Annotated in this window: 26 protein-coding genes; 9 read left to right on the forward strand and 17 right to left on the reverse strand. The window is 73.6% G+C overall.

Annotation, left to right across the window (positions count from 1 at the left end; translation table 11 throughout):
* The first annotated feature begins 6 nt into the window (after window positions 1–6).
* Window positions 7–1,548 carry a B12-binding domain-containing radical SAM protein gene (locus ACZ5CW_RS09140; RefSeq protein WP_468599643.1) on the forward strand — a complete coding sequence of 514 codons (1,542 nt, stop codon included), beginning with the start codon at window positions 7–9 and terminating at the stop codon, window positions 1,546–1,548.
* A 6-nt stretch (window positions 1,549–1,554) separates the two neighbouring features.
* On the opposite strand, the gene ACZ5CW_RS09145 is transcribed toward ACZ5CW_RS09140, so the two are convergent.
* The 3 genes from ACZ5CW_RS09145 to ACZ5CW_RS09155 form a co-directional block, all read right to left on the reverse strand.
* Complete coding sequence (locus ACZ5CW_RS09145) at window positions 1,555–3,885, reverse strand: ATP-binding cassette domain-containing protein (protein WP_468599644.1); 2,331 nt, start codon at window positions 3,883–3,885, stop codon at window positions 1,555–1,557.
* A 71-nt stretch (window positions 3,886–3,956) separates the two neighbouring features.
* Complete coding sequence (locus tag ACZ5CW_RS09150) at window positions 3,957–4,145, reverse strand: antitoxin (protein WP_468599645.1); 189 nt, start codon at window positions 4,143–4,145, stop codon at window positions 3,957–3,959.
* Window positions 4,146–4,224: 79 nt separating this feature from the next.
* Window positions 4,225–5,232: an LLM class flavin-dependent oxidoreductase gene (locus ACZ5CW_RS09155; RefSeq protein ID WP_468599646.1), complete on the reverse strand. Its 1,008-nt coding sequence runs from the start codon at window positions 5,230–5,232 to the stop codon at window positions 4,225–4,227.
* Window positions 5,233–5,433: 201 nt separating this feature from the next.
* Between ACZ5CW_RS09155 and ACZ5CW_RS09160 the strand changes: the two genes are divergently transcribed.
* Window positions 5,434–5,925: a phosphatase domain-containing protein gene (locus ACZ5CW_RS09160; RefSeq protein WP_468599647.1), complete on the forward strand. Its 492-nt coding sequence runs from the start codon at window positions 5,434–5,436 to the stop codon at window positions 5,923–5,925.
* A gap of 3 nt (window positions 5,926–5,928) precedes the next feature.
* Here ACZ5CW_RS09160 and ACZ5CW_RS09165 read toward each other — a convergent pair whose 3' ends face one another.
* Complete coding sequence (locus tag ACZ5CW_RS09165; RefSeq protein ID WP_067043298.1) at window positions 5,929–6,144, reverse strand: dodecin; 216 nt, start codon at window positions 6,142–6,144, stop codon at window positions 5,929–5,931.
* Between the two features lie 220 nt (window positions 6,145–6,364).
* On the opposite strand from ACZ5CW_RS09165, the gene ACZ5CW_RS09170 reads away from it, so the two are divergent.
* The gene (locus tag ACZ5CW_RS09170) at window positions 6,365–7,621 is read left to right on the forward strand and encodes an extracellular solute-binding protein (protein ID WP_468599648.1); all 1,257 of its coding nucleotides are present in this window, start codon (window positions 6,365–6,367) and stop codon (window positions 7,619–7,621) included.
* Window position 7,622: 1 nt separating this feature from the next.
* On the opposite strand, the gene egtD is transcribed toward ACZ5CW_RS09170, so the two are convergent.
* The 4 genes from egtD to egtA are packed head-to-tail and all read right to left on the reverse strand — an operon-like array spanning window position 7,623 to window position 12,098.
* Window positions 7,623–8,582, reverse strand: a complete 960-nt coding sequence (gene egtD, locus ACZ5CW_RS09175; RefSeq protein ID WP_468599649.1) for an L-histidine N(alpha)-methyltransferase — start codon at window positions 8,580–8,582, stop codon at window positions 7,623–7,625.
* The gene (gene egtC / locus ACZ5CW_RS09180) at window positions 8,579–9,394 is read right to left on the reverse strand and encodes an ergothioneine biosynthesis protein EgtC (protein WP_468599650.1); all 816 of its coding nucleotides are present in this window, start codon (window positions 9,392–9,394) and stop codon (window positions 8,579–8,581) included. Before egtC ends, egtD begins: the two co-directional genes overlap by 4 nt.
* Window positions 9,394–10,752, reverse strand: coding sequence for an ergothioneine biosynthesis protein EgtB (gene egtB, locus ACZ5CW_RS09185; protein ID WP_468599651.1), 1,359 nt, complete (start codon window positions 10,750–10,752; stop codon window positions 9,394–9,396). Before egtB ends, egtC begins: the two co-directional genes overlap by 1 nt.
* Entirely contained in the window at window positions 10,749–12,098 is a 1,350-nt protein-coding gene (gene egtA, locus ACZ5CW_RS09190) for an ergothioneine biosynthesis glutamate--cysteine ligase EgtA (RefSeq protein ID WP_468599652.1), read from the reverse strand. Before egtA ends, egtB begins: the two co-directional genes overlap by 4 nt.
* 276 nt (window positions 12,099–12,374) lie before the next feature.
* Between egtA and ACZ5CW_RS09195 the strand changes: the two genes are divergently transcribed.
* Complete coding sequence (locus ACZ5CW_RS09195; RefSeq protein ID WP_468599653.1) at window positions 12,375–13,274, forward strand: TIGR02452 family protein; 900 nt, start codon at window positions 12,375–12,377, stop codon at window positions 13,272–13,274.
* Between the two features lie 37 nt (window positions 13,275–13,311).
* Here the strand turns inward: ACZ5CW_RS09195 and ACZ5CW_RS09200 are convergent, their stop codons facing one another.
* Entirely contained in the window at window positions 13,312–13,758 is a 447-nt protein-coding gene (locus ACZ5CW_RS09200; RefSeq protein WP_468599654.1) for a type II toxin-antitoxin system PemK/MazF family toxin, read from the reverse strand.
* A 55-nt stretch (window positions 13,759–13,813) separates the two neighbouring features.
* A complete protein-coding gene (locus tag ACZ5CW_RS09205; RefSeq protein ID WP_468599655.1) occupies window positions 13,814–14,281 on the reverse strand; it encodes a hypothetical protein in 468 nt (155 codons plus the stop codon).
* 155 nt (window positions 14,282–14,436) lie between these two features.
* Here ACZ5CW_RS09205 and ACZ5CW_RS09210 point away from each other — a divergent pair, with 155 nt between their 5' ends.
* Together ACZ5CW_RS09210 and ACZ5CW_RS09215 are read left to right on the forward strand one after the other, a co-directional pair.
* On the forward strand, window positions 14,437–15,069 hold the full coding sequence (locus tag ACZ5CW_RS09210) for a helix-turn-helix transcriptional regulator (RefSeq protein ID WP_468599656.1): 633 nt from the start codon (window positions 14,437–14,439) through the stop codon (window positions 15,067–15,069).
* Window positions 15,070–15,148: 79 nt separating this feature from the next.
* Window positions 15,149–15,577: a hypothetical protein gene (locus ACZ5CW_RS09215; protein ID WP_468599657.1), complete on the forward strand. Its 429-nt coding sequence runs from the start codon at window positions 15,149–15,151 to the stop codon at window positions 15,575–15,577.
* A gap of 147 nt (window positions 15,578–15,724) precedes the next feature.
* Here the strand turns inward: ACZ5CW_RS09215 and ACZ5CW_RS09220 are convergent, their stop codons facing one another.
* The 4 genes from ACZ5CW_RS09220 to ACZ5CW_RS09235 form a co-directional block, all read right to left on the reverse strand.
* Complete coding sequence (locus ACZ5CW_RS09220; RefSeq protein WP_468599658.1) at window positions 15,725–17,212, reverse strand: SPFH domain-containing protein; 1,488 nt, start codon at window positions 17,210–17,212, stop codon at window positions 15,725–15,727.
* Between the two features lie 133 nt (window positions 17,213–17,345).
* A complete protein-coding gene (locus ACZ5CW_RS09225) occupies window positions 17,346–17,564 on the reverse strand; it encodes a hypothetical protein (RefSeq protein ID WP_468599659.1) in 219 nt (72 codons plus the stop codon).
* Window positions 17,565–17,590: 26 nt separating this feature from the next.
* On the reverse strand, window positions 17,591–19,018 hold the full coding sequence (locus ACZ5CW_RS09230) for an amidase (protein WP_468599660.1): 1,428 nt from the start codon (window positions 19,016–19,018) through the stop codon (window positions 17,591–17,593).
* Window positions 19,019–19,069: 51 nt separating this feature from the next.
* Complete coding sequence (locus ACZ5CW_RS09235; RefSeq protein WP_468599661.1) at window positions 19,070–20,020, reverse strand: LysR substrate-binding domain-containing protein; 951 nt, start codon at window positions 20,018–20,020, stop codon at window positions 19,070–19,072.
* A 142-nt stretch (window positions 20,021–20,162) separates the two neighbouring features.
* Here ACZ5CW_RS09235 and ACZ5CW_RS09240 point away from each other — a divergent pair, with 142 nt between their 5' ends.
* Together ACZ5CW_RS09240 and ACZ5CW_RS09245 are read left to right on the forward strand one after the other, a co-directional pair.
* Window positions 20,163–21,170: an aldo/keto reductase gene (locus tag ACZ5CW_RS09240; protein ID WP_468599662.1), complete on the forward strand. Its 1,008-nt coding sequence runs from the start codon at window positions 20,163–20,165 to the stop codon at window positions 21,168–21,170.
* A 54-nt stretch (window positions 21,171–21,224) separates the two neighbouring features.
* Window positions 21,225–21,635: an SRPBCC family protein gene (locus tag ACZ5CW_RS09245; RefSeq protein ID WP_468599663.1), complete on the forward strand. Its 411-nt coding sequence runs from the start codon at window positions 21,225–21,227 to the stop codon at window positions 21,633–21,635.
* 733 nt (window positions 21,636–22,368) lie between these two features.
* On the opposite strand, the gene ACZ5CW_RS09250 is transcribed toward ACZ5CW_RS09245, so the two are convergent.
* Entirely contained in the window at window positions 22,369–23,340 is a 972-nt protein-coding gene (locus ACZ5CW_RS09250; protein ID WP_468599664.1) for an alpha/beta hydrolase, read from the reverse strand.
* 148 nt (window positions 23,341–23,488) lie between these two features.
* Window positions 23,489–24,715 (reverse strand): MFS transporter, encoded by a 1,227-nt coding sequence (locus tag ACZ5CW_RS09255; RefSeq protein WP_468599665.1) that lies wholly within the window; start codon window positions 24,713–24,715, stop codon window positions 23,489–23,491.
* Window positions 24,716–24,771: 56 nt separating this feature from the next.
* On the opposite strand from ACZ5CW_RS09255, the gene ACZ5CW_RS09260 reads away from it, so the two are divergent.
* Window positions 24,772–25,749, forward strand: a complete 978-nt coding sequence (locus ACZ5CW_RS09260) for an ArsR/SmtB family transcription factor (RefSeq protein WP_468599666.1) — start codon at window positions 24,772–24,774, stop codon at window positions 25,747–25,749.
* A gap of 197 nt (window positions 25,750–25,946) precedes the next feature.
* On the opposite strand, the gene ACZ5CW_RS09265 is transcribed toward ACZ5CW_RS09260, so the two are convergent.
* Window positions 25,947–26,510: an NAD(P)H-dependent oxidoreductase gene (locus ACZ5CW_RS09265; protein ID WP_468599667.1), complete on the reverse strand. Its 564-nt coding sequence runs from the start codon at window positions 26,508–26,510 to the stop codon at window positions 25,947–25,949.
* Window positions 26,511–26,604 lie beyond the last annotated feature (94 nt).

Here is a 26,604-nt window from a genome sequence, read left to right on the forward strand (position 1 = left end):
AGCGTGATGTCTCTGTGTGCGGGCTCCGGTTTCCGCAGCGCCGGCATGGTCGTGGTTCCTCCACCGTCCCCTTCCGACACCAATCCGCCGCTCGGGCCGGCCGTGCTGGCGCGGGTGGCGGACCGTCAGGGTGTGCCGCTGAGCGTGGTCGACCTGAACATCGCGTACGTCAACCGGTTCCGCGACCGTGCTCGTCGCAGGCCCACCCAGGCACTGGGTGATCACGGCAAGGACCGGGCCCTCGTCGCCGCCGCGGCCGGTGAACTCTTCGCCGCTTTCGGGCTGGCCGAGGAGCCGCCGCTGTTCCTGCCGGCGGGCGAGCCGCCGATCGCGGGCATGCACTACGCCTTCGACACGCTCGACCGGCGGCTCACCCGGGTGGCGTCGGAGAGCGCGCTGTCGGAGTGGATCGAGGAGACGCTGTTCGGCCGCCCGGACTGGCCGCCGAGGGTGCTCGGCGTCTCCCTCATGGGCCCTTCGCAGGTGTTCGTCGGCTTACTGCTCCTGCAGCTGGCGAAGCGACGCCACCCCGAGATCCTGACGATCGTCGGCGGCAGCCACGTCACTCTCCTCGGGCAGCTGATGCGCACCGACGCACGCTACCGGCGTCACATCGACGTCGTACTGCCCGGCCACTGTGAGGAAGCGTTCGGAGAGCTGCTGAGGAACCCCGAGCGGATGCCGGGACCCCGCACACCACATTCCGCCCGTGCGCCGCGGCCGTTAGGGAAGACGGCCCCCTCGCCCGCACCCCCTTTTGCGTACACCCCCTTGTTCGACTCGGCGCAACTGGCTCTGTGTCCGCAGGACCGGCTCACCCTGCCGGTGCAGTTCACACGCGGCTGCGTCTACGGCCGCTGCACGTTCTGCACCTATCCCGCGGTCGAGCCGGAGACCACCGACCTCTACGAGGAACCGGCCGTCGACACGCTGGCCGAGTTGGCGGAGACGCACGGTGTACGGCGCTTCTCGTTGAAGGACTCGCTGCTGACGTCCGCGATGATGGAGCGTCTGGCCCGAGCCCTGCTGGGCCGTCGTCAGGCCGTCGAGTGGAGCGCCACGACGAAGGTGACGAGGCGTCTGGCCCTCCTGGCTCCGCTGCTGGCCGAGTCGGGCCTGCGGACGGTGGAACTCGGCGTCGAGACGATCAGCCCGCGGGGACAGCTGCTGATCGACAAGCGTGCGCGACTGGCCGACATCGAGGCGGTGATCACCGCTCTCACCGACCACGGCATCGTGGCGGTGATCAACCTGATCTTCGGCCTGCCGGGAGAGGCCCTCGAAGAAGCCGAGTACCAGCTCGACTGGCTGAAGGGGGTGCAACGTGCCACCGGCGGCCGCATCGACTTCTCACTGAACATGCTGCAGATCGTCCGCGGCTCCCCTCTCGCCGCCGGCTTCGGGGGCACCAAACTCTGGGGCATCGCTCCCTGGGCCTACAGCTACGCCTGGGAACGCCCGGCCTGGGTCACCGAGTTCGCCGAACGCATCACCGACCTCGAACTCGCCGACCCCGTGCCGGCGGGAGACCGTCGGGACGCCGACTGAGACTCTTCAGGGCAGCGCCCGCGCCAGGTAGGGCGCTGTGGCGCCGGACGGCTCCTGGGCCACCCGCTCCGGGGGACCGGCCGCGATGATCCGGCCGCCTCGGTCGCCGCCGCCCGGACCCAGGTCGATCACCCAGTCGGCGCCCGCCACCACCGTCATGTCGTGCTCGACCACCACGACCGTGTGCCCGGCGTCGACCAGGCCGTGCAACCGGTCCAGCAGCACCTCCACGTCGGCCGGGTGCAGTCCGGTCGTCGGCTCGTCCAGCAGGTAGAGGGTGTGGCCGCGGCGGCCGCGCTGCAGCTCGCTCGCCAGCTTGATCCGCTGGGCCTCGCCGCCGGACAGCTCGGTCGCCGGCTGGCCGAGCCGCAGATAGCCGAGTCCCACGTCGAGGAGCGTGCCCAGGCTGCGGGCCGCGGCCGGGATGTCCGCGAAGAACTCCGCCGCTGCCTCCACCGTCAGGTCGAGCACCTCGGCGATGTTCCGGCCCCGGTACGTCACCCGCAGTGTCTCGGGCTGGTAGCGGGCGCCGCCGCAGTCCGGGCAGGGCGCGTACGTGCTCGGCAGGAACAACAGCTCGACGCTGACGAAGCCTTCGCCCTGGCAGGTCTCGCAGCGTCCTCCGGCCACGTTGAAGGAGAAGCGCCCGACGCCGTACCCGCGCGCCCGAGCCTCCTCGGTGGCGGCGAACACCTTGCGGACGACGTCGAACAGGCCGGTGTAGGTGGCCAGGTTGGAGCGCGGTGTCCGCCCGATCGGCCTCTGGTCCACCCGGACCAGGCGGTCCACGCCCGCCAGATCCTCCGTCAACTCACCGATGAGCGTGGACTTCCCGGAGCCGGAGACCCCGGTGACGGCGGTGAACGCGCCGAGCGGGAACTCGGCGGTCACCGCACGCAGGTTGTGCCGGGTCACGGGACCGACCGCCAACCACCCGCGCGGTTCACGGACCTCCCGGGCCGGTCCCGGTGACTCGTCGAAGAGGAACGCGGCCGTCGCCGACTCCTCGACCGACGCCAGTTCCTCCGGCGGACCGCTGTACAGCACGCGCCCGCCGTGCTCGCCCGCGCCGGGGCCCACGTCCACCAGCCAGTCGGCGCCCCGCACGACGTCCAGGTGGTGCTCCACGACGAACACCGAGTTGCCCGCCGCCTTCAGCCGGGCCAGCACGGTCAGCAGCGCCTCGGTGTCCGCCGGGTGCAGTCCGGCGGACGGCTCGTCCAGCACGTACACCACGCCGAAGAGCCCGGAGCGCAACTGCGTGGCCAGTCGCAGCCGTTGCAGCTCGCCCGCCGAGAGGGTGGGAGTGGCCCGGTCCAGGCTCAGATAGCCGAGGCCCAGTTCGACCACCGGCGCGATCCGGGACCTGAGGTCCTGCGTGAGGACCCTGCCCGTCTCCGAGGCGCCGGCCGGCAGCCGGGCGAGGTCGGTCAGCGGCAGCGCGGCCAGCTCGGCGATGGTCCGGCCGCCGAAGGTCACCGCCAGCGCCTCGGGCCGCAGCCGGCTGCCCCCGCAGGCCGGACAGGGCGCGCTGGTCAGGAAGCGCTCGGCCTTCGCCCGCAGCGTCGGGGACTTGGTGTCCGAGAAGGTCTTCAGCACATAGCGGCGGGCGCTCATGTACGTGCCCTGGTACGGCCGTTGGATGCGGTCGGCGTCGCGGACCGGGTGCACGGTGACGACCGGCTGCTCGTCCGTGAACAGGATCCACTCGCGCTGTCCGGCGGGCAGCTCGCGCCAGGGCCGGTCCACGTCATGGCCGAGCGTGTCGAGGATGTCCCGCAGGTTCTTGCCCTGCCAGGCGCCCGGCCAGGCCGCGATGGCGCCCTCGCGGACGGACAGCGAGGGATCGGGGACGAGCAACTCCTCGGTGGTCTCGTGCACTTGGCCGAGGCCGTGGCACGCGGGACAGGCACCGGCCGCCGTGTTCGGCGAGAACGCGTCCGAGTCGAGCCGCTCGGCGCCCGGCGGGTACTGCCCGGCGCGCGAGAACAGCATACGCAGGGAGTTGGAGAGGTTGGTGACCGTGCCCACCGAGGAACGTGAGGTGGGGGTCGAGCGGCGCTGCTGCAGGGAGACCGCGGGCGGCAGGCCGGTGATCTCGCCGATCCTGGGCGCTCCGACCTGGTGGATCAGCCTGCGCGCGTACGGCGCGACCGACTCGAAGTAGCGCCGCTGGGCCTCGGCGTAGATCGTGCCGAACGCCAGGGACGACTTCCCCGAGCCGGACACGCCGGTGAACACGGCCAGTACGTCCCGCGGGATGTCCACGTCGACACCCTTGAGATTGTGCTCGCGGGCGCCGCGGACGCGGACGTACGGGTCATGGGGGCTGTGCATCGGGGGGACACTCCGTACGGGCCTGCCGGGACGGGGGCAAACCCCTCGATTCTAGCCCGCCCCCCGGCGCGTCAGGACTGTGGGGGCCGGTCCTGCCGGGTGCCGAACTCGTCCCTCATCTTGTCCTGTCCGGTGTCGACCTGTGACTTGTACTTGTTGCCGGTGCGCTGGTCGACGTAGTCGCCGCCCTTGTCGATGCCCTTGTCGGCCATGCCCTCATGGCCCTTGAGCATGCCCTTGATCTTGTCCATGAAGGACATGGCAGCCCTCCTCGTCGGTTGAGGCTTGCTCTCCCAGGGTCACCGGCGCACGCCAGGATCGCATCTCGGGGCCGGGGGCTCAGCGGTCCGGCCCGAAGAGGGCGGCGAGCCGCCGGGCGGAGTCCAGCAGCGTCGTGCGGTCGTAGGTGCTGGTGGTCACCAGGACCTCCTCGGCGCCGGTCTCCTTCAGCACCGTCTCCAGCTCGTGGGCGACCTGCTCCTCGGTGCCGGCGACATGGCCGGCGAGACCGCTCTCGTAGAACTCCCGCTCCTTGACGGTCATCGTGCGGGCCTCGATCTCCTCGGCGGGGGAGAGGGGCGGGAAGGTGCCGTGCGTGCGTGAGTACGCCATCGACCACGCCTCCGGGACCAGCAGCCGCCGTGCCTCCTCCTCGCTGTCGGCGACCGCGATCGTGCCGGAGATCACCACGTACGGCTCGGCCGCCCAGGAAGAGGGCCGGAACAGGGAGCGGTACTGGTCGATGCCGCGCAGCATCTTCTCGCGCCGGCGCAGGTCGCCGATGACCATGGGCAGACCCGCGCGCGCCGCGATCCGCGCACCCTCGCCCATCGCCAGCACGAACGGCGGCACCGCCAGGCCCTCCGACGGGCGGGCGTGCACCCCGGTCGGCGAGGTGCCCGCGAACCAGTCCAGCAGTTCGCCGAGCTGGGCCGCGAAGTCCTCGGCGTCCTCCTTGTCCCGGCCGAGGGCCTTGCGCACCCCGTCCGTGAAGCCCACGGAACGGCCGAGCCCCATGTCGATCCGCCCGGGGAACAGCGACTCCAGCACGCCGAACTGCTCGGCGACGACGAGCGGTCGGTGGTTGGGCAGCATCACTCCGCCGGTGCCCACGCGGATCGCCCGGGTGGCTCCGGCGACCGCCGCGGCGAGCACCGTCGGCGCCGATCCGGCGACCCCGGGCACGCCGTGGTGCTCGGACACCCAGAAGCGGTGGTAGCCGAGGGCCTCCGCCTCCCGTGCCAGCGCCACGGTGTCCCGCAGTGCCTCGGCGGGCGGGTGGCCCTCGCGGGTGCGGGAGCGGTCGAGGACGGAGAACCGGGTCCGGGCGATCACTGAGCTGCTCACGCAATCTTCAACGCCCGCACGAGCCCGGGATTCCCGCGGTCACGCGGCGTCAGCGCGCGGACGCGCCGAGCACCGGGCCCTTGGTCCCGGACCGGGCGGTCGCCGCTCGGCGCCCGCGGGCGCGGCAGGCCGCGCCCGTACGCCTCGGGCAGCCGCTGCGGTACGAGGTTCCGTACGCCGTGGCCTGGCTAGGGTGGCCGTGTGACAGACAGCAGCAAGCCACCGCTCGCCGTGTTCGACCTCGACAACACCCTGGCCGACACGGCCCATCGGCAGCACTTCCTGGAGAGCCGGCCCCGGAACTGGGGCGCGTTCTTCTCCGCCGCGCCCGCCGATCCGCCCCTCGCCGAGGGGGTGTCGCTGGCCCTGGAGAGCGCCCGGGAGTGCGAGGTCGTCTACCTCACGGGCCGCCCCGAGCGGTGCCGCCGGGACACGCTGGACTGGCTCGAGGCCCACGGGCTGCCCGAGGGACGCGTGCACATGCGGAGCAACGCCGACCGCAGGCCGGCCCGCTTCACCAAGCTGGAGATCCTGCGCCGGCTCGCGCGGGACCGGGAGGTCCGGGTCCTCGTCGACGACGACGAACTCGTCTGCGACGACGCCGAGCGGGCCGGATTCACCGTGGTGAGGGCCCGCTGGGCCGCGAAGTCCGCCGCGCTGCAGGAGGCGCAGGAGCGCGAAGGACGTACCTGAGGCCTAGTCGCCGTCCTCGATGCGGAAGCCCACCTTCAGGCCCACCTGGTAGTGCTCGATCCGCCCGTTCTCGATCTGGCCGCGGACCTGCGTCACCTCGAACCAGTCCAGGTTCCGCAGAGTCTGGTCGGCCCGTGCGATGCCGTTGCGGATGGCCTGGTCGACGCCCTCGTGCGAGGTGCCGACGATCTCGGTGACCCGGTAGGTGTGGTTCGACATGCGGGTGCTCCTCTCGTGTCACGCCGTACTCCACCGTGCCGCATCGGCGCCCGGCCCGCACGGCGTCGCGTGCGAACCGGGGACAGCCCTTGACCCTGCGTATTGGTACATACCAAAATCCAGAACACCCGTACGAGCGCGAGCGCCTGCGCTCGTCCCCCCACGATCGGGCCCCCCACCCCTGTCCGCACCACCCAGGCCAGACAGAACAGGACCCCTCGTGAGACGTCGTCTGCTCGCCCTCATCTGTGTCACCGGCTCCCTCGTCAGCGCCTGCGGGATGCTTCCCGGCGGGCACGAGCGGAAGACCGTCACCGTCTGGCTGATGAAGGACAGCGCCTCCAAGGAGTTCCTGCAGCGCTTCACCGAGGACTTCGAACGCACGCATGAGGACCTGCGCCTGGACATCCGCATCCAGGAGTGGACCGGCATCGTCGAGAAGGTCCGCGGAGCGCTGAAGCAGGGGGCCGCGGACGGACCGGACGTCATCGAGGTCGGCAACACCCAGGTGCCGCTGTACGCGGACGGCGGCCGGCTCGTCGACCTCACCCTGGAGTCGATGCGCGACTGGGGCAAGGAGAAATGGCTGCCCGGCCTGGCCCAGCCCGGCAAGGACGGCAACAAGCAGTACGGCATCCCCTGGTACGCGGCCAACCGTGTCGTCATCTACCGCAAGGACCTCTTCGAGCAGGCCGGGATCACCCGCCCGCCCAAGACCCGCGACGAATGGCTCGCCGACACCGAGAAGCTGGACGCCGGCGGCAACCAGGGCATCTACCTCGCCGGGCAGGACTGGTACACGCTCTCCGGCTTCATCTGGGACGAGGGCGGCGACCTCGCCCAGGAGAAGGACCACGAGTGGCGGGGCACCCTGGAGGAGCCGGCCGCGCTGCGCGCCATGGACTTCTACCGGCGGCTCCAGGCGCTGGGTGACGGTCCCGTGGACGCCGACGAGGAACATCCGCCGCAGGCCGGGGTGTTCGCCGGCGGCAAGGTCGCGCAGCTCGTCGCCGTCCCCGGGCTCGCCCAGTCGATCGTGCGGCAGAACCCGGACCTGGAGGACAAGCTCGGCTTCTTCCCGGTGCCCGGCGGGACCGCCGGCCGGCCCGGCACCGTGTTCACCGGCGGCTCCGACCTCGTGATCCCGCAGAACACCGAGGACCAGTTCGCCGCGTCCGCCGTCGTCGGCGCGCTCACCGGCGCCAAGTGGGACACCGAACTCGCCCGCACCATGAACTACGTGCCCAACAAGACCACCCTCGCCGGCGCGGTCGCCGGCGAGGAGGGGGTCGCCGCCATGGCCGCGGGCGCGGCACACGGCAGGGCGACCCCGAACACCCCTCAGTGGGCCGACGTCGAGGCCGACAACCCCATCAAGGAGTACATGACCCGGGTGCTCAAGGGAGCGGACCCGGCGACCGAGGCCCGCCGGGCCTCCCGCAAGATCACCGAGGCGCTCACCCCGGACGTGGGCTGACTCACCGCACCACGCTCAGCGACAGCGCGAACCGGTCCTGGTCGTCCGTCCACCAGTGGGTCAACTCAAGTCCCGCGGCAGCCAGTTCGGAGGTCACCCCGGACTGACGGAACTTCGCCGACACCTCGGTGCGCAGCTCCTCGCCCGCCGCGAAGTGCACGGCGAGGTCGAGCGCGGGCACCTTCACGGTCTGCGCGGTACGGGAGCGCAGCCGCATCTCGATCCACTCCCGCTCGGCGTCCCACAGGGCCACATGGTCGAAGGCGTCCGGATCGAAGTCGGCGCCCAGCTCCCGGTCCACGACGGTCAGCACGTTCTTGTTGAACGCGGCCGTCACCCCGGCCGCGTCGTCGTACGCCCGGACCAGCACCTGTTCGTCCTTGACCAGGTCCGTGCCGAGCAGCAGCCCGTCGCCCGGCGCGAGCAGGGACCGTACCGAGGCCAGGAACGCGGCGCGCTCGGCGGGCAGCAGATTGCCGATCGTGCCGCCGAGGAAGGCCACCAGCCGGGGACCGGGGGTGGCCGGCAGGGTCAGCGGTGCGGTGAAGTCCGCGATCAGCGCGTGGACTTCGAGGTCCGGGCGTTCGGCGATGAGCGCCTGCCCGGCCTGGGTGAGGGCGCTCTCGCTGACGTCCACCGGGACGTACGCCGCGAGCGGGAACGCGTCGATGAGATAGCGGGTCTTCTCCGACGAGCCCGAGCCCAGTTCGACCAGCGTCCGGGCACCGCTCGCGGCGGCGATCTCCCCGGACCGGGCGGCGAGGATCTCCCGCTCGGCGCGCGTGGGGTAGTACTCGGGCAGTTCGGTGATCTGCTCGAACAGCTCGCTGCCGCGGGCGTCGTAGAACCACTTCGGCGGCAGCCACTTGGGGGTGACGGAGAGGCCGTGCAGGACGTCGGCGCGCAGCGCGGCGTCCGTCGCGTCCTCGGGGAGGGTGCGGGTGACGTGCAGGGGGCTCACGTACAGGGCTCCTTCGGTGATGGGGACGCCCCCGCTCGAGCGGAGCCGAGAGTGGGCGAGGCCGCCGGGTCCTCCAGCGGGGCGAGCAGCGCGCCGGCGCGGCTCGCGGTGAGCACGGTGCGGTCGGGGACCTCCTGCCACAGCGGGTCGTCGTCGTACGGCTCGGAGGCCACGACCGTGCCGCGGCCGGGCTCCGTGCGGTACCAGAGCGAGTCGCCCCAGGCCGTTGCGGCGATCGTGTCGCCATCGGTGAGCAGCAGGTTGAGACGGGAGGCGGGGGCCGCCTCGGCGAGCAGGCGAACCGTCTCGCCGAGGGCCACGGCGGGTTCCTCACCCGTGCGCAGCCGGTGCAGGACCAGCGCCCAGACGAACGCCGAGTCGGTACGTGCCTGCAGCGACAGCAGGTCGACCGGGGGCAGCGCGGACACCAGGGGTGCCGCCGCGTCCGGCCAGCCGGCGATCGCGCCGTTGTGGCTGAACAGCCACCGCCCGGCCGCGAACGGCGCCGCCGCGGCCTCGGCGTCCGCGCCCGCGAGCGTCGCGTCCCGGACGGCCGCGAGCACGGCGCCGGAGCGCACCACCCGCGCCAGGTCGGCGAAGGACAGGTCCGCCCAGATCGGCCCGGCCCGCCGGTAGCGGGCTGGGACGGGATCCCCGGAGGCATACCAACCCACGCCGAAACCGTCGGCGTTGACCGTGCCGTAGCGCTGCCGCCGCGGCGCCCACGACTGACGGAACAGGCTGTGCGGGGGCTCCACGAGGAGCGTCCCGAGCGGCTGCTCGGGACCCAGATAGGCCAGGTGCCGGCACATCAGACGGCCTCCGAGCGGGCCGTGCGGAACCCGGAGAAGATCTGCCGGCGGATCGGGTAGTCCCAGTTGCGGAACGTGCCCCGGCACGCCACCGGGTCCACGGCGAACGAACCGCCGCGCAGCACCTTGTGCTCGGAGCCGAAGAACACCTCCGAGTACTCCTTGTACGGAAACGCCCGGAAACCCGGGTACGGCAGGAAGTCGCTCGCCGTCCACTCCCACACGTCACCGATCAACTGACGTACTCCGAGAGGCGATTCACCGGCCGGGTAGCTTCCGGCGGGAGCGGGCCGCAGATGCCGCTGACCCAGGTTGGCGTGCTCGGGGCCCGGGTCGGCGTCGCCCCACGGATAGCGCCGTGAGCGGCCGGTCGCCGGGTCGAAGCGGGCCGCCTTCTCCCACTCCGTCTCGGTGGGCAGCCGGCGCCCCGCCCAGCGGGCGTAGGCGTCGGCCTCGTACCAGCACACGTGCAGCACCGGCTCGTCGGGCGGGACGGCCTCGGTGACCCCGAACCGGCGCCTGAGCCACTGGCCGCCGTCCCGGCGCCAGAACAGCGGGGCCGTCAGGGAGTGCTGCCTGACGTGCGCCCAGCCCTGAGGACTCCACCAGCGCTCGGTGTCGTAGCCGCCGTCCTCGATGAACGCCTGGTAGGCCCCGTTCGTGACCGGCGTCGTGTCGATCCAGAACGGCGCCACCTCCCGCGGGTGCGCCGGGCGTTCGTTGTCCAGCGCCCATGGCTCGGCGGAGGTGCCCATCGTGAACGGGCCCCCGGGGACCAGGACTTCGGACGGCCCGGTGAACAGCGGCACCGGTTCCGGGTCCGGCGCGGTCAGCGCCTGGGGCCCCTTGCGCAGCTGATGGGTGATCAGCATGGTCTCGTCATGCTGCTGTTCGTGCTGGGCGATCATCCCGAAGGCGAAACCGGCCTCGGTCAGCCGGGTGCCGTGGAAGTCCGCGCCCTCCAGCAGGTCCATGACCCGGCCGCGCACCTCGGCAGCGTACTGCCGGGCTTCGGCGGGCGGCAGCAGCGGCAGCGAGGGCCGCTCCGCACGCGGGTGCTCGAAGGCGTCGTACAGGGTGTCTATCTCCGGCCGCATCGCCTCCCCGCCGCCGACCGCCCGCAGCAGCCACAGCTCCTCCTGGTTGCCGATGTGCGCGAGGTCCCACACCAGCGGGGACATCAGCGGGGAGTGCTGGGCGGTGAGGTCCGGTTCCTCGACGCAGCTGGTCAGCAGCGTGGTGCGGTCGCGGGCGGTGGTGAGCGAGGCGAGCGCGCGCTCGCGCAGGGCCTCGGTGTCCGGCTCGCCGGTCGTGCTGGGGGTCTCGCCGGTCGTGGTGTCGGTCTCGGGGGCGGTCATGTGCGGATGTCCTTCCTCCCATGGGCGGTGGGCGTGCCCCCGACGGGGCCGGCCCGGAACCTCGGCGGCTCCGGGTCGCGCAGCCGGTCCAGCAGGTCGTCGGCGGGGCAGCGGCCCCGGGCGACGTAACGGTCCAGGTAGGCGGCCACGGCATCCGTGACCCGGGTGGTCGCGCCGAGTCGCGGCAGGGCCTCCAGCGCCACCGCGAAACAGTCGGCGGCCGCTTCGCGCAACTCCGGGTCGGCGAGCCCCAGCCGGGCCGCGTCGGTCCACAGCGGGTTGTGCGGCGCGGGCCGGTTCACCGCTCGCTCGGCGAGCGGCTTCACGATCCGGTACGCGGTCTCCGCCGCCTCCGGATCGTCGAACAGCGCCGCCGTCACCGCGAGCGGCACGATCCAGCCGTCCTCGCCGGGCTGCGCGTCGATCATCCGCAGCTCCAGGTGTCCGCGCGGCCGGACGGGCGGGAACAGGGTGGTCAGGTGATAGTCGAGATCAGCCCGGGTGGGCGGCCGGGGCGACCGGGAGCGGGCCCACTCCCGGAAGGTCAGCCCGTCGGGCACGTCCCACGGCCCGCTGTCCCGGCGGACGCACATCACCGGCGAGTCCAGCACGTGCCGCGCCCACACGGCCCGCGGATCGCCGTCCAGCGGGGGGCCGCCCGCCCGGCCCGCGCCGATCTCCATCCACATCAGCTGCCGGGTGGACATCCAGCCCGTGGGGAGTCGCCCCATCAGCGGGGAGTTGGCGAACGCGGCGACCAGGACCGCGCCCAGCTGGTGGGCCAGCCACCAGCGCCGCGCGTGCCCCAGCGGGCCGGGCTCCTCGTGGCCGGCGTCCACGCAGACCTGGACGGAGGCCGAGGCGCACATCATGTGCCGGCCGGCCCGCCCGGTGCGGTCCAGGCAGGCCTCCATGGCGTCGTAGCGCGGTTCGTGCAGGAACCTGCGCGGTGCGTGCCAGGGGTCGTGGCCGATGCCGACGAGACCGAGACCGTCCTCGGCGAGGACGGCACGAACGGTGTCCAGGTCGGCGGAGACGGTGCCGATGCACTCCATCAGGGAGGCGGCGGGCGGCGAACTCAGCTCCAGCTGGCCGCCGGGCTCCACGGTGAGCGCCGATCCCAGGGACACGGCCCGCAACGTGGCGTAGGCCGCTTCGAGTCGTTCGGGTGTCACGGTGAGCCGCGGCTGCCGCAGCTCGTGGACGAGCCATTCCAGCTCCACACCGACGGTGCGGGGTGGCCCGGTCTTGAAGCAGATGCCCCTGACCAGGGCCTCCACCTCCGGCTCGGAGACGGCGATGCGGTGCTCGGTACAGTCACCACCATCGCTGTGCGAATCAGACATGTCGGGATCCTCCTGAGATTCCTGTCATGCCACCGGCCCCGTTCTACGGGGGCCGGGCAGGCACTCGTTCCACCCAAAACCCTCGAGCCGATTCGCACAAGGGCGCCCAGCCGGTCGTTCCGGACAGGTCATCTCCGTTTCCGTGTGTGTTTCCGGACCGTTCCGTGGGCGGGAAACTCCGTTGCACCGCATCACCAGCATCACCCAGGATGCCTGCATGAGCACGACGGGGGAGACCGCGCAGGCCGTGGTCGCGGCGCCCACGGGGGTGGCGCCATGAGCGCGCGCCTGCGCGGGATCGCCGCCGAGACGGAACACATCGTGGCGACGGGCCGCTATCGCGCGCCGGACGGCCGGGAGGTGTCCGTCGCGGCGGCGGTCGCGGCGGCGCGGGCGGGCACGAGGATGTCCGGTCCCGCGCCGGTGCCGCTCCCGCCGGTCACCGGGGCCGACGCGGTCGTCAAGGCTCACGCGGTCGTCAAGGCCCACGCGGTCGTCAAGGCCCACGCGGTCGGCGAAGCCGAGGCGGTCCCCGAGGCCGGTCCCGTGCTCGAGGTGACCGGCGAGAGCAGCCTGGAGGCGGCCCGCCGGCTGGCCGGCGCACCGGTCGCGGTGCTGAACTTCGCCTCGGCCCGGAATCCGGGCGGCGGCTACCTCAACGGCGCGCAGGCCCAGGAGGAGGCCCTGTGCCGCGCCTCCGCCCTGCACACCTGCCTGCTGACGGCCCGCGGCTTCTACGACCACCACCGGGCCGACCGCGATCCCTTCTACACGGACCGGGTCATCCACTCACCGGCCGTCCCCGTCTTCCGCGACGACCGGGGCCGGCTGCTCGCCGAGCCGTACCTCGCGGGCTTCCTGACCGCCGCCGCGCCCAACGCGGGTGTCGTCCGGCGCACGGCCCCGGAACGCGCCGCCGAACTCCCGGCCGTCCTGGCGCGGCGAGCCGAGCGCGTCCTGGAGACGGCCGTGGCGCACGGCTACCGCCGGCTGGTGCTCGGTGCCTGGGGCTGCGGTGTCTTCCAGAACGACCCGGCGCAGGTCGCGCACGCCTTCCGGGTGCTGCTGGGGCCCGCCGGCCGATTCGCCCGAAGCTTCGAACACGTGGTGTTCGGAGTGCTCGACCGGACGCCGGAAGCGGTGGTGCGAGCAGCCTTCGTCAGGGCGTTCGCGTAGCGTTCCGCCGCATGCGCGAGCGGCCGCGGGGCGCCCGTCAGGTCCAGCCGTAGCGTTCGTGGAGTCGCCGGCGGACCAGGTCGAAGCGCATCCGGTCCAGTGCGCACGCCTCACGGCGCATGCCCTCCTCGTGCAGTCGCAGCACCCGGTCCACGTCCACCCACGAGTCGCGCCCCGACCGGTCCCACGGCCCGCTGCCGATCGCCACCCACTCCCGGTCGCCGTCGTGCCGCTTGCTGGAGAGCTGCACGGCGAGGAACGTACCCGCCGCCTCCCGGGCCACGACCAGGACCGGGCGGTCCTTGCCCCGGCCGTCGTTCTCCTCGAACGGCACCCAGGTCCACACGATCTCCCCGGGGTCCGGGTCGCCGTCGTGGGCCGGGGAGTACTCGGTGCGGACCCGGCCGACCTCGCGCGGGTCGGCCTCGGCGGTGGCGTGCGGGCCGTGGCGGCCGGGGACGTTCTCATCGGTAGACGTGCTCACGCAGGCACCCTAGTGGTCCGCTCCCCGGGCGCAACGGGCGCCCTTCGTCCGGACGTTACGCGGGGGCGTCGGTGTGCGGGCCGGGGGAGGCCGCGGCGGGCGGGACCGGGACCTCGCCCGGGCGCGAGCCGATCCGCATGCCGGGACGGCGGCGGTGGACGGTCAGATACGTCAGGCCGCTCTCCCCGGCGGTGATGCTGCGCGTGGCGCCGTGCGGCAGCCAGGCCAGGGCGCCCTCGGCGAGCGGCTGCGGGGCGGCCGCGGGGTCACCGCCGAGCGCTCCCGACCCGGCCACCACGACGAGCATGACGTCCAGCTGCGCCTCGGTGTGAGCCGTGATCCGTCCGCCCGGGGCGATCCGGACCACATTGGCGTCCAGCTGGCGTCCGCTCTCGGCCAGCTTCCACAGCACCCCGGCCGGTACGGGCGGCTCCTGCGCCAGGGCCCGGGTGTCGCACAGCACGCGCGGACCCGCCGGCTCGCGCTCGGCCGGTCCGCTGTCGATCGCCTGCGGCGACGTCATCTGGTGTTCCCCTCGACTCCGCTGCACCCGTCCCCAGGTGTCCCTGCTCACCCTACAATTAATACATGTAGGCCTCGTGAAAAATAGGCGCAGGTGGAGAGGGGTGTCCGAGGGTGACGACGCGGGAGAGACCCCGTCGCCGAGAGGTGCTGGAGATGCTGCGCGCCGCGGGATCGCCGCTCGGCGTCGCGGAGGCGGCCGAGCGGGCGGGCGTCCATCCCAACACCGTGCGCTTCCACCTGGACGCCCTGGTGTCCGAGGGCGTGGCCGAGCGCCGCACCGAGGCGTCCCCGGGACCGGGCCGGCCCCGGACCGTCTACACGGCACGCCCCGGCATGGACCGCGGCGGCGTGCGCGACTACCGGCTCCTCGCGCGTGTCCTGCTCGGCCGGTGGGCCTGTGCCGACCCGGCCGAGGCGCTCGAAGAGGCGAAGGAGACGGGCCGCGCATGGGGCCGTTCCCTGGCGGACCGGCTGCCTGCGGGTGAACGGCCGACGGCCGGGCGCCCGGTGGCCGGACTTCTCGCCCTGCTGGACGACATGGGCTTCGCGCCGCGGCCGGAGGGCGGGGACGAGAGGGCCGGCCGGCCGCCCGAGCGGATCCGGCTGCGACACTGCCCGTTCCTCGAACTCGCCGAGGAGCACGGGCGGCTGGTGTGCCCGCTGCATCTCGGCCTGATGCAGGGCGCGTTGGAGCGGCTGGGCGCTCCGCTGACCGCCACCGGCCTGGAGCCGTTCGCCGAACCGGACTCCTGTGTGGCCCACTTGGCGGGCACAGCCGCGCCTTGAGGGACCCGGCAAGCGGCCCGCTGCCGCGTCGATGCCACGAATCCGACCCGCCGAGCCCGGCGGAGAAAGGCCCACGCCGATGAACGCCACGTCCGCCGCCACCGCGAGCGCGGTCACCTTCGTCTGGCTCGGAATGGTGCTGGCGATCTCCTTCCTGGAGGCCCCGCTCAAGTTCCGCGCTCCGGGCGTGACGATCCCCCTCGGTCTGGGCATAGGCCGTCTGGTCTTCCGCGCGCTGAACGCCGTCGAGTCGGCCCTGGCGCTCGTCGTGATCGCCGCGGTCGCCCTGGGCGGCGCCACCGCGGGCGTCACCGCCCTGACCGCGACCGTGGCGCTCGTCCTCCTCGCCCAGCTGGCCGTCGTCCGCCCCCGCCTCAACCGCCGGTCCGACCGGGTCCTCGCGGGCGAGGAACTGCCCCGTTCCCGCGGCCATCTCTGGTACGTGGCGCTGGAGATCCTCAAGGCCGCCGCCCTGATCGCCCTGGGAGCCGTGCTGCTCGCGGTGTGACCGGACGCCCCGGCGAAGACACCCCGCGCGGAGCGGCTCGCCCACGCCGCCACCGCGAACCTGGGCCCAGACGCGGTTCGACGGCTCGTCGGCACACACGGCCGGGGCCCCTGCTCAGGGACCCCGGCCGCGCGGCACACCGCTTCCTCAGCCCTCCTGCTCGACGGGCACCCGCTGCGGCGGAGGCGTCCCCGCTCCGTTGAGCGAGGGCGAAGGGCCGTTCACCGCCTGCCCGGTGTCGCCCATCGTGGCGAGCAGCCGGCGGGCGAGGCCCAGGCCCGTGCCGCCCATGGTGAGTGCCTTGGCGAACAACTCGCCCATCCCGTCGGCGCCGTTGAGCAGCACCATGTTGTCCACGTTGCCGAACGCGGACGCGCCCGCCTGGACGATCTCCGGCCACTTCTCGGCGAGTTGCTGGGCGACGACCGCCTCCTGGTTCTCGGCGAGCGCGGCGGCGCGGGCCTTGATGGCCTCCGCCTCGGCCAGACCCTGCGCCTTGGTCGCCTCGGCCTCCGCCAGACCCTTCGCCTGCGCGGCGGCGGCCTCGGCCTCACCGGTGGCCCGGGTGGCGTCGGCGGTCGCCGCACCGCGGGACTTGGTCGCCTCCGCCTCGGCGGCCGCGGCGGTCTTCACCCGGGTCGCCTCGGCCGCGGCCGCCAGCTCGGTCTCCTTCGCCTTGGCCTGGGCCGCCGAGATCCGCGCGTCGCGCTCGGCCTCGGCCAGCGTCCGCTTCTCGTACGCCTTCGCGTCCGCCGGCTTGCGGACGTCCGCCTGGAGCTGCTGCTCCCGCCGGTGCGCCTCCAGCTCGGCCACCCGCGTCTCCTGGACGACGACCTCCTGCCGGGCCGCGGCCGCGGCGAGGGGTCCGGCCTGCTGGGCCTTCGACGCCGCCTTGTCCCGCTCGGCCTGGTAACCGGCCTGCAGGATCTCGCTGTCCCGGGTGGCCTCCGACATCCGGGCCGCCGCCTGCTGCTCGGCCTCGGTGGCGAGCCGGTTCGCCTCCGCCTGCGCGATGCGCGCGTCCCGCTGCACGGCCGCCGCGTGCGGCATCGCCAGGTTCTGGATGTAACCCGTCGGGTCCTCGATCTCATGGATCTGCAGCGAGTCCACGATCAGACCCAGCTTCTCCATCTCCGTACCGCAGGCCGCCCGGGTCTGCCCGGTCAGCTTCTCCCGGTCGCGGATCATGTCCTCGACCGTCAACCCGCCCACGATCGAGCGGAGATGACCGGCGAAGACGTTGTGCACCCGCTCCGCCATCAGCCTCTGCTGGTCCAGGAAACGACGGGCCGCGTTCGCGATCGACACGAAGTCGTCGCCCACCTTGAAGATGACCACGCCCCGCACCTTCAGCGGAATGCCCTGGTGCGTCACGCAGTCCACGTGCAGTTCGGTCTCGTTCAGGTCGAGCGAGAGCTTGCGCACCGCCTGCACCCCGGGCAGCACCAGCGTGCCGCGCCCGGTGACGATGCGGAATCCCATGCCCTCCTCGAGGCCCTCGGTGCGGTGCTTGGACCCGGAGATGATGAGTGCCTCGTTCGGCTCGGCCACCCGCCACATCATCTTGAACAGACCGATCAGCACGAGGACGGCAACGACGACCGCCCCCGCAACGACGCCGACAACCATCGGCATACGCCCCCTTTGGATGGTGCCCTTTCGGCACCGAACGAAGGGAGTGTGCTCCCGCGGCAGCCCGGGGAGAAGACGCTGACGGATCCTTGTTGCAATCTTGACGCGTACCGCCCTCACCTGGGGCGCAGCACGCTCAACTGTCGTACGCGGCGGTGACGTAGACCGTCCTCGGCGGCAGGTGTTCCACCACCATGACCACTGTGCCGGGTGCGATCCGGGCCGTGCCGTCGGCCGGGTAGGCGAGGAAGTGCTCAGCGCCGCCGCGCACGCGCACGATCACCTCGCCGACCAGCCCGGGGCCGACCGTCCCCGTCACCCGCCCCATCAGCCCGACCATCGACGCGTCGTCCATGGGCCCAGGGTAAGGGCGGAAAGCCGTCACACGGCCGGTGTGCCGGCTTCCGTGTGCTGCGAGGGCGGCCACACCTCGTGCCAGCGCAGCTCCGCCTCCAACTGGGCGGCGACGGACACCAGCAGGGGCTCGCTGCCGGCCGGACCGAGCAGCTGGGCACCGACGGGGAGGCCGCCGTCCACGAACCCGGCGGGCACGTTCACGCCCGGCCAGCCCAGTACGTTCCACGGCCAGGCGTACGGGCACGCGGCGATCATCGCGCGGTCGGTGGCGAACCCGCTGAGCCGGTACAGGGCGCCGATGCGGGGCGGGGGAGCGGCCGTGGTCGGCGCGAGGATCACGTCGTAGGAGCGGAAGAACGCGCCGATCCGCCGGTGCAGCACCGCCTCCGCGCGCCGGGCCGCCCTGAGCGGGGCCCCGCCGAGCAGTCGGCCCAGCCGGGCCGCGTCCCGGGTGCGCGGATCGAGCAGCGCGGGGTCGGGGGCCTCGCGGACCCGCTCGGCGATCCCGGCGGTGGCGCGCGGTACGAAGGTCAGCCCGATCTGCCCGTACGGCGGATCGGCCTCCTCGACGTCGTGGCCCGACGCGGCCAGTTTCTCGGCGAGTTCGACGACCCTGGCCCGGACCGCCGGGTCCAGGCGGGCGGGCACGGCGGTGAACGGCGGCTTCAGGGAGAGGGCGATGCGCAGCCGGCCCGGCTCGCGGCCGACGGCGTCCGCCACCGTCAGCGCGGGCGGCCGGTGCGGGTCGCGGTCGTGGTTGCCGCTCGCCGCGTCCAGCAGCAGGGCGGCGTCGGCGACCGTGCGGGCGAGGGTCCCGTTGACCGTGATGCCCTGGAAGGACTCGCCCCACGGCCAGGTCGAGATGCGGCCGCGCTGCGGCTTGATGCCGATCAGGTGGGTCCAGGAGGCCGGGATGCGGACCGAGCCGGCGCCGTCGGAGCCGAGCGCGGCCGGGACGAGCCCGGCGGCCACGGCGGCGGCCGAACCGCCCGAGGAGCCGCCCGGTGTGTGCCCGGTGTGCCACGGGTTGCGGGTCTCGCCGAACGCCGGGCCCTCGGTGAACGGCCACTGCCCCAGCTCACAGGTGTTCGTCTTGCCGACGATCACGGCACCGGCCGCGCGCAGCCGCCGTACCGCCTCCCCGTCCGTCGCCACCGGCGGGAAGTCGCCCCGGCAGCCGAACGCGGTCGGCTCGCCCGCCACGTCCATGTCGTCCTTGACCGCCACCGGCACCCCGAGCAGCGGCCGGCGCACCCCCGCGGTCAACTCACGGTCGGCGGCGTCCGCCTCGGCGAGCGCGGCCTCGGCGCGCACGATGCGGAAGGCGTTCAGCGTCGGCTGCGTGGCCTCGATCCGGGCCAGGGCCTGTTCCACCAGCGCGCGGGAGGTCACCTCCCCGTCGGCGAGGGCGCGTCGGCTCTCCGCGAGGCCTGCGGCACGGTCGGGTGTCATGGGGGAGCACCTCCGGGAGGCTCCGGGCACGATGTCTACCGAACGGTAACGTCATGTCGGGGGCATGCCTACGGTTTTCGCGCCGGTGTCTTCGGACTCGGGTGCCGGGCGGCCGGACCCGGCCAGGACCAGCCCGCGGAACGCCGGCACCACGGGCCGCAGGTCCACCTGGTGCCAGGCGGCCCAGAGCCGGACCGACGCCTCGTGCCAGGGCAGTTCCCGCACAGTGATGCCCTCGGTGGCGCCCCGCAGCATGCTCCGCTGGATCAGCGCGAGCCCCAGTCCGGAGGCGACGAGCCCGAGCGCGGTCTGCGGCTCCGCGGCGTCGAGGCGCACGTCCGGGGTGAAACCGGACGCGGCGCAGGCGGCGACGAAGGCGTCGCGCCAGGTGGGGTGCTGGGAGTCCGCCACCGCGATCCAGGGCTGCCCGTCGAGGTCGCCCGGTGTCACCGTGTCCCGTGCGGAGAGCGGATGGCCTTGGGGGAGGGCGAGCAGCAGCGGGTCCTCGAGCAGCAGCGCCGAGCGCAGGTCCGGGTCGTCCTCGGCGGGCGGCTCGTGCACCAGCGCGATGTCCAGGCTGCGCTGGCGCAGGCCCTCGAACTGCTCGGCGGGGGACAGGGGGTAGAGCGCGACATGGACGCCGGGGCTGCCCTGGTGCAGCGCCCGCAGCGCGCCGGGCAGGATCCCGGTGTGCAGGGCGTGCGCCACGTACCCGATGCACAGCCCGCCCTCCTCGCCCCGGCCGAGCCGGCGCCCGAGGTTCTCCAGGCGTTCGGCGTGCCGGAGCAGGGCACGCGCCTCGGTGAGGAAGACCCGGCCGTCGGCGGTGAGCCGGATGCGCTGCTGGCTGCGCTCGAACAGCGTCAGGCCGAGCTTCTGCTCCAGCTGGGCGATCTGCCGGCTGAGCGGCGACTGGGAGATGTGCAGGGCCTCCGCGGCCCGGCCGACGTGTTCGGCCTCGGCGACGGCGACGAAATAGGTGAGCTGGCGCAGATCGAGCATGTAAGACCTCTGGAGACTCAAGTCTGTCGAAGTATGTCTTGGACAGTCTCAACCGCTCGATCCTAGCTTGGATGACGCAAGGCGACGGCCTGCCGGGCGAACGGCACGGCGACCGTCACACCCCTCATCGCAAGGACCCCCCATGAGCATCAAGAACCTGCTGCCCGGACGACTCGGCTTCGGTACCGCCCCGCTGGGCAACATGTTCCGCGCCATCCCGGACGAGGAGGCGGCGGCGACCGTCCAGGCCGCCTGGGACCACGGCATCCGCTACTTCGACACCGCGCCCTTCTACGGCGCGGGCCTGAGCGAGATCCGGCTGGGCGAGGCGCTGTCCGGCCGGCCCCGCGACTCCTACGTCCTGAGCACCAAGGTCGGCCGCGTCATCCTGGACGAGGCCGAGGACCCGGCCGCCCGGGACCTGGGCGAGAAGGGCGGTCTGTTCGAGCACGGCCGCCCCAACAAGATGGTCAACGACTACTCGGCGGACGCCACCCTGCGCTCCGTCGAGGACAGCCTCGAGCGCCTGAAGACGGACCGGCTCGACATCGTGTGGGTGCACGACGTGGCGCAGGACTTCTACGGCGACGAGTGGCTGGCCAGGTACGAGTCCGCCCGGACCGGAGCCTTCCGGGTCCTGGACCGGCTGCGGGACGAAGGCGTCATCAAGGCCTGGGGTCTCGGTGTCAACCGCGTCGAGCCCCTGGAACTGACGCTGGACCTCGAGACGCCCAGGCCCGACGCGTTCCTCCTCGCCGGCCGCTACACCCTGCTCGACCACGAGCGTGCCCTCCAGCGCCTGCTGCCCGCGGCGGCGGAGCAGGACGTCGACATCGTCGTCGGCGGCCCCTACAGCTCCGGCGTCCTCGCGGGCGGTACGCACTTCGAGTACCAGGAGGCGCCCGCGGAGATCGTCGCCAAGGTGGAGCGGATCAAGACGCTCGCCGCACGGCACGGCGTGAGCATCAAGGCGGCCGCGCTGCAGTTCTCCCTCGCCCACCCGGCCACCGTCGCGGCCATCCCCGGCGCCACCCGTCCCAGCCGTGTCGCCGAGGACGTCACCGCGCTCACCGAGACCGTCCCGGCCGCCTTCTGGGCCGAGCTGCGCGGGGAGGGTCTGATCGCCGCGAACGCCCCCGTGCCCGCCTGAACCCCCACTCCGAACCCCTCACCACCCCACCCCCCACCCATCCCAGGAGGAACCGTGGCCACGACCACCGTGTCCATCGACATCCCCGTGCCCGCCGACCGCGTGTGGCAGCTCATCGGCGGGTTCGACTCGCTGCCCGACTGGCTGCCGTACATACCCGGCAGCGAACTCGGCGAGGGCGGCCGCGTCCGCAGCCTGACCAACGAGGACGGCGGCGTCATCGTCGAACGGCTGGAGGCGTTCGACGAACGGGCGCGCACCTACACCTACTCGATCGTCCAGGCCCCCTTCCCGGTCACCGGCTACCTGTCCACCCTCGCGGTGTACGAGGCGCCCGGCGGCGCGCGCGTCGAGTGGTCCGGCACCTTCACTCCCGTCGGAGTGCCGGACGAGGAGGCCGTCGCCCTCTTCCACGGCATCTACTCCGACGGGCTGACGGCCCTGCACCGAACCCTCGCGACCTGAACCGGCCCGCCCTGGCCGCCGCTGTCCGACAGGGGACGCGTGGGTCGCTGCGGTCGGGTGGGGACGCGCCGGTCGCCGCTGTCCGCCCCGCCCCGGCAGCGGTCTGACTCTGACCGGCCAGGTCGTGGCCGTTCGGTGGGACCGGCCCGGACCGGCCCGGCCCCTCGCGGCCGGAAGCGGGCCGTTCCGGTCGCCGTGGCCTGATCCGGGTCGCCGCCGGCGGAGGCCTGACGCGGACCGCTCCGGTTGCTGCTGTCCAGGACTCGAATCGGCCTGGACCCTCGCGGTCGGAAGCGGGCCGCCGCGGTCGCCGCTGTTTGCCCCGGGCCGGCCCGGACCTCTCGCGGCCTGACCCGGATCGCCCCCGGCCGCGACCTGACTCGGCCCCCCAGGTCGTCGCCGTCCGGCCCGGGCCGGCCTCGCGGCCTGACCCAGACCGGCCTGGTCGGTCGCCGCTGTCCGCCCCGCCCCGGACCGCCCCGGCAGCGGTCTGACTCTGACCGGCCAGGTCGTGGCCGTTCGGTGGGACCGGCCCGGACCGGCCCGGCCCCTCGCGGCCGGAAGCGGGCCGTTCCGGTCGCCGCTGCCCGACCTGGCCGCCGAGGTCGCCGTTGTGTGCCCCCCCCGGACCGGCCCGGACTCCTCGCAGCCTGACTCTGACCGCCCCGGTCGCTGAGGCCTGGCCCGTGGCCCCCCGTCGAGGCCTGAGCCGGTCCGCCCGTCCCGGGCCGTGTCAGTGGGCGAGGAGCCGTCGCAGCCATGCCACGCGTGCCGCGCGGGCCGACCGGGACAGGGACGCCTCGGGGGCCAGGGCGTCGAAGCCGTGGAAGCCGCCCGGCCAGACGTGGAGTTCGGCCGCGCCGCCGGCCTGCCATAGTCGGGAGGCGTAGGCGACCACCTCGTCCCGGAAGGTCTCCGCGGAACCGACGTCGAGGAAGGCCGGGGGCAGGCCGGACAGATCGGTGGCGCGGGCGGGGGCGGCGTAGGGCGGGACGTCGGGGCCGCCGCGGCGGTCACCGAGCAGCGCCGTCCAGGCGGTCTCGTTGGCGGTGCGGTCCCAGGCGCCGAGACCGGCCATCTGGTGGGCGGAGACGGTGTCGTTGCGGTCGTCCAGCATCGGGCACATCAGCAGTTGTCCGAGGGGCCGCGGGCCCTGCCGGTCCCGGGTGAGCAGGGCGAGGGCCGCGGTGAGGCCGCCGCCGGAGCTGGCGCCCGCGACCACGATCCGGTCCGGGTCGCCGCCGATCTCCTCGGCGTGCCCGGCGGTCCACAGCAGACCGGCGTACACGTCCTCGACGGGCGCGGGGTACGGGTGTTCGGGGGCGAGCCGGTACTCCACCGACACCACGACTGCGCCCAGGTCCCGCGCCCAGGTCAGGGGCTCGGCCACGCCGGTCCGGTCGGTCCCGGTCATCATGCCGCCGCCGTGCACGTGGTAGATCACCGGCAGCGGGGGCGTGAGCGTCGTGGACGCGGGGCGGCAGAGGAGGAGCGAGATGTCGGGGGCGCCCTCGGGACCGGGCACCACACGGTCCTCCACCTCCAGAGCGCCGTCCAGGGTGAGGTCCAGCAGGCCGAGCAACTCGGGACCGGCCTGCCGGGCGGCATCCAGGTCGTCCAGCGTGAAGCCGGGCGTGATCCCGTCCTCGACCAGCTCCAGCGCGGCGGCGAGTTCCGGATCGAACGGCGGCGGGACCAAGGGCATGGCGTCTCCTCGGACGACTCGGCAGCGCTCCGGCGACGCGCCGGAGCGGATGGACGCGGACGCGGACGCGGCCGGCAGTCCTCGCCTACCCCGTCGCACGCCGTCCGCCGCGTCACCTGCCGAACGAACGGAAGTACCTTTGCGTCCCCTACCCCGTGGCGGCCGCCGTTCCCCGTGTGGCCCGCGTTCCCAGGTGCCGTACCAGGCCCAGCACGGACAGCACGGCGACCAGCGCGCACACCCCGGTCCAGCCGCACCGCGCGTAGGCCCGGGTACCGAGCCAGGAACCGAGGCAGCCACCCAGGTAGGCGCAGGTCATGTACGCGGTGTTGAGGCGGCTGCGTACCTCCGCGCCGAGGGCGTAGATCCGCACCTGGTTGGCGACCATGCCGGACTGCATGCCCACGTCCAGCAACAGCGTGCCGGCCACCAGGGACGACAGGCCCGCGGTGCCGCCGAGGACACCGAGGGCGAGTACCGCGGCGGAGCCGGCGACGAGGAGGAAGCACACCCGGTTCACCGCGTCGGCGCCCCGCCGGTCCACCACCCGGCCCGCGAACGGCGTGACGACCATGGTGACCGCGTTGACCAGCGCCAGCAGCCCGACCGCGCCCGAACCCAGCCCGTACACCGGACCCGTCAGCAGCAGCGCCACCCCGGTCCACACCGCGGAGAAACCGGCGAACACCGTCGCCTGGAAGTAGGCGGAGCGGCGCAGCGCCGGTTCCGTGCGCAGCAGGCGGACGGGCTCGGCGAGCAGGCGCACCCAGCGCTCCCGGGACGCCGGGACCACGTCCGGGACGGCGCGGGCCAGCAGCGGCACGACCGCCAGGGTGAGCAGGGCGGCCACGAGGTACGGAGCCCGCCAGCCCAGCCGGTCGCCGAGGACGCCGCCCGCCGTGCGGGACAGCAGCATGCCCGCGAGGGAACCGCTCAGCAGCGTGCCGCCGACCACGCCCCGCCGCCCCTCGGGGACCAGTCCGGCCGCCAGCGGACCGGCCAGCGGGGCGATCACCGTGGTCGCCCCGGACAGGACGCTCGCCGCGAGCAGCGGCGGCAGCCCGGGCGAGGCGGCCGCCGCGGCCAGGCCGAGTCCGGTGAGCGTGAGCAGGGTGACCAGCAGCGGGCGGGGCGGCAGCCGGTCACCGAGCGGGACGAGCAGACAGATGCCCGCCGCGTAGCCGAACTGGGTCGCGGTGACCACGCCGGCCGCCGCGCCGGGGGAGACGCCGAGGCCGGCCGCCACGAGCGGGGCGATCGCCTGCGGGAAGTAGACGTTGCCGACCGCCACCCCGCAGGCCAGGGCCAGCAGCGGCACGAGCCGGGAGGACCCCGGCGGGCGCGCGGTACGCTGCCCGGTGTTGTGATCCGTCATGAGCCGAAGTCCACGGCCCGCACGGACGGTCGGCAAAGGATGTAGGCGGGGGCTAAATGATCAGCTTCCTGCTCGGAGTCGACGACCTCGCCGACACCCGGTTCGCGATCTCTCCGCTGGGCGAGCTGATGGAGAGCCTGCGGGTCCTGCGCGCCCCCGCGCTGCACCCCCTGCACCGCGGATGGCGCCGGACCGCGCTCGACGCCCTGGACCCTGCCGACCTGTCCCGGCTGTCGGCCCTGGTCGGTCCCACCCTCGCGCTGCCGGACTTCCTGACGCCCCGGCCCGCCGGCCACGCCCCGACACTCGACGAAGAGCTGACCGTCGTACGGGCCACGCCCCCGCAGGCCGTACGACGCGACCTGCGCGCCGCGCACGCGCCCCGCCCGCTCCCCGGCGCCCTGCGGCGGGCCGCCGCGCCCGGTGACGGACCGGTCCTGGAACTCCTCGACGACCTGTGCGCGTTGCTGCGCCGCTACTGGGAGACCGCCCTGTCGCCGCACTGGCCCCGGATCCGGCTCGTCCTGGAGGCGGACATCACGCACCGGGCGGGACAACTGGCCACCGGCGGCGCCGGTGCGCTCTTCGCGGGCCTGCACCCGAACCTGGGCTGGCGGGGCGGTGTGCTGACCGTCACCCGGATGATCGGCCGGCACGAGGTCGAGGGGGCCGGGCGCGGGCTGCGACTGGTCCCGTCGGTGTTCGCGCACAAGCCGGCGCCCCCGATCAGCGCCGAGGCACCGCCGATGCTCGCCTATCCCGGCCGGGGCACCGCGACCCTGTGGGAACCGGAACCCCCGCCCGACGCCTCCGCGCTCACCGCGCTGGTCGGCGCGCCCCGGACCACCCTGCTGCGCCTGCTCGCCGAACCCCTCCCCACCGTGGAACTCGCCCGTCGGCTCGGCGTGACACCGAGCGCCGTCTCCCAGCACCTGCGGGTGCTGGACGCCACCGGCCTGGTGACCCGCGCCCGCGACGGACGGCGCGTGCTCTACCGGCGCAGCCCGCTGGCCGACCGGCTGGTCACGCGCTGAGCGGGCGGCGACCGCGATCCACGGGGCGCCGCCGACGGCTCGCCGCGGCGACGCGGACGGCGGCTCTCCCGGGTGACGCGCACGGCGGCCCTCCCGGGTGACCCGGACGGCGGCTCTGCCGGGCGACGCGGCGTGACGGAGCGCGACGCGGGGCCGGAGCTGCGATCAGCTCCGGCCCCGCGCGTGAGACGTACGGCTCAGGCGGCCACGACCTCGCCGACGTTGCCGTGCAGGCGCGCGACGACCTCGGTCAGCTGGGCGGCGACCTCGGCGTCGTCGACCGGGTGGGTCTCGGCGAAGCGGGTCACCGAGCCGGGGATGGACAGCTTGATGTCCTCGATCACCTTGCCGCCGGCGATGCCCACGGCCTTGCGGGCCTCGTCCTGCGCCCACACGCCGCCGTACTGGCCGAAGGCGGTGCCGACCACGGCGACGGGCTTGCCACCGAAGGCGCCGGCGCCGTAGGGACGGGACAGCCAGTCGATCGCGTTCTTCAGCACGGCCGGGATGGTGCCGTTGTACTCCGGGGAGAAGAGCAGGAAGGCGTCGGTGGCCTGCGCGGCCGCGCGCAGCTTCGCGGCCGGGGCCGGGACGCTGCCCTCGACGTCGATGTCCTCGTTGTAGAACGGGATGTCGGCCAGGCCCTCGAACAGCTCGACCTCGGCGCCCTCGGGCGCGAGCTTCACAGCCGCCTCGGCGAGCTGGCGGTTGTGCGAACCGGCGCGGAGGCTGCCGACGAGCGCGAGGATACGAACGGACATGGGAACTCCAAGGGGGCTGAAACACCGCTGTCAAGATCCGGACCGGGGTCCGTTTAAGTTTCTATCACCATAAGCGGACCGGGGTCCAGTTTTC

It is taken from the genome of Streptomyces sp. NPDC031379, from assembly GCF_055569615.1.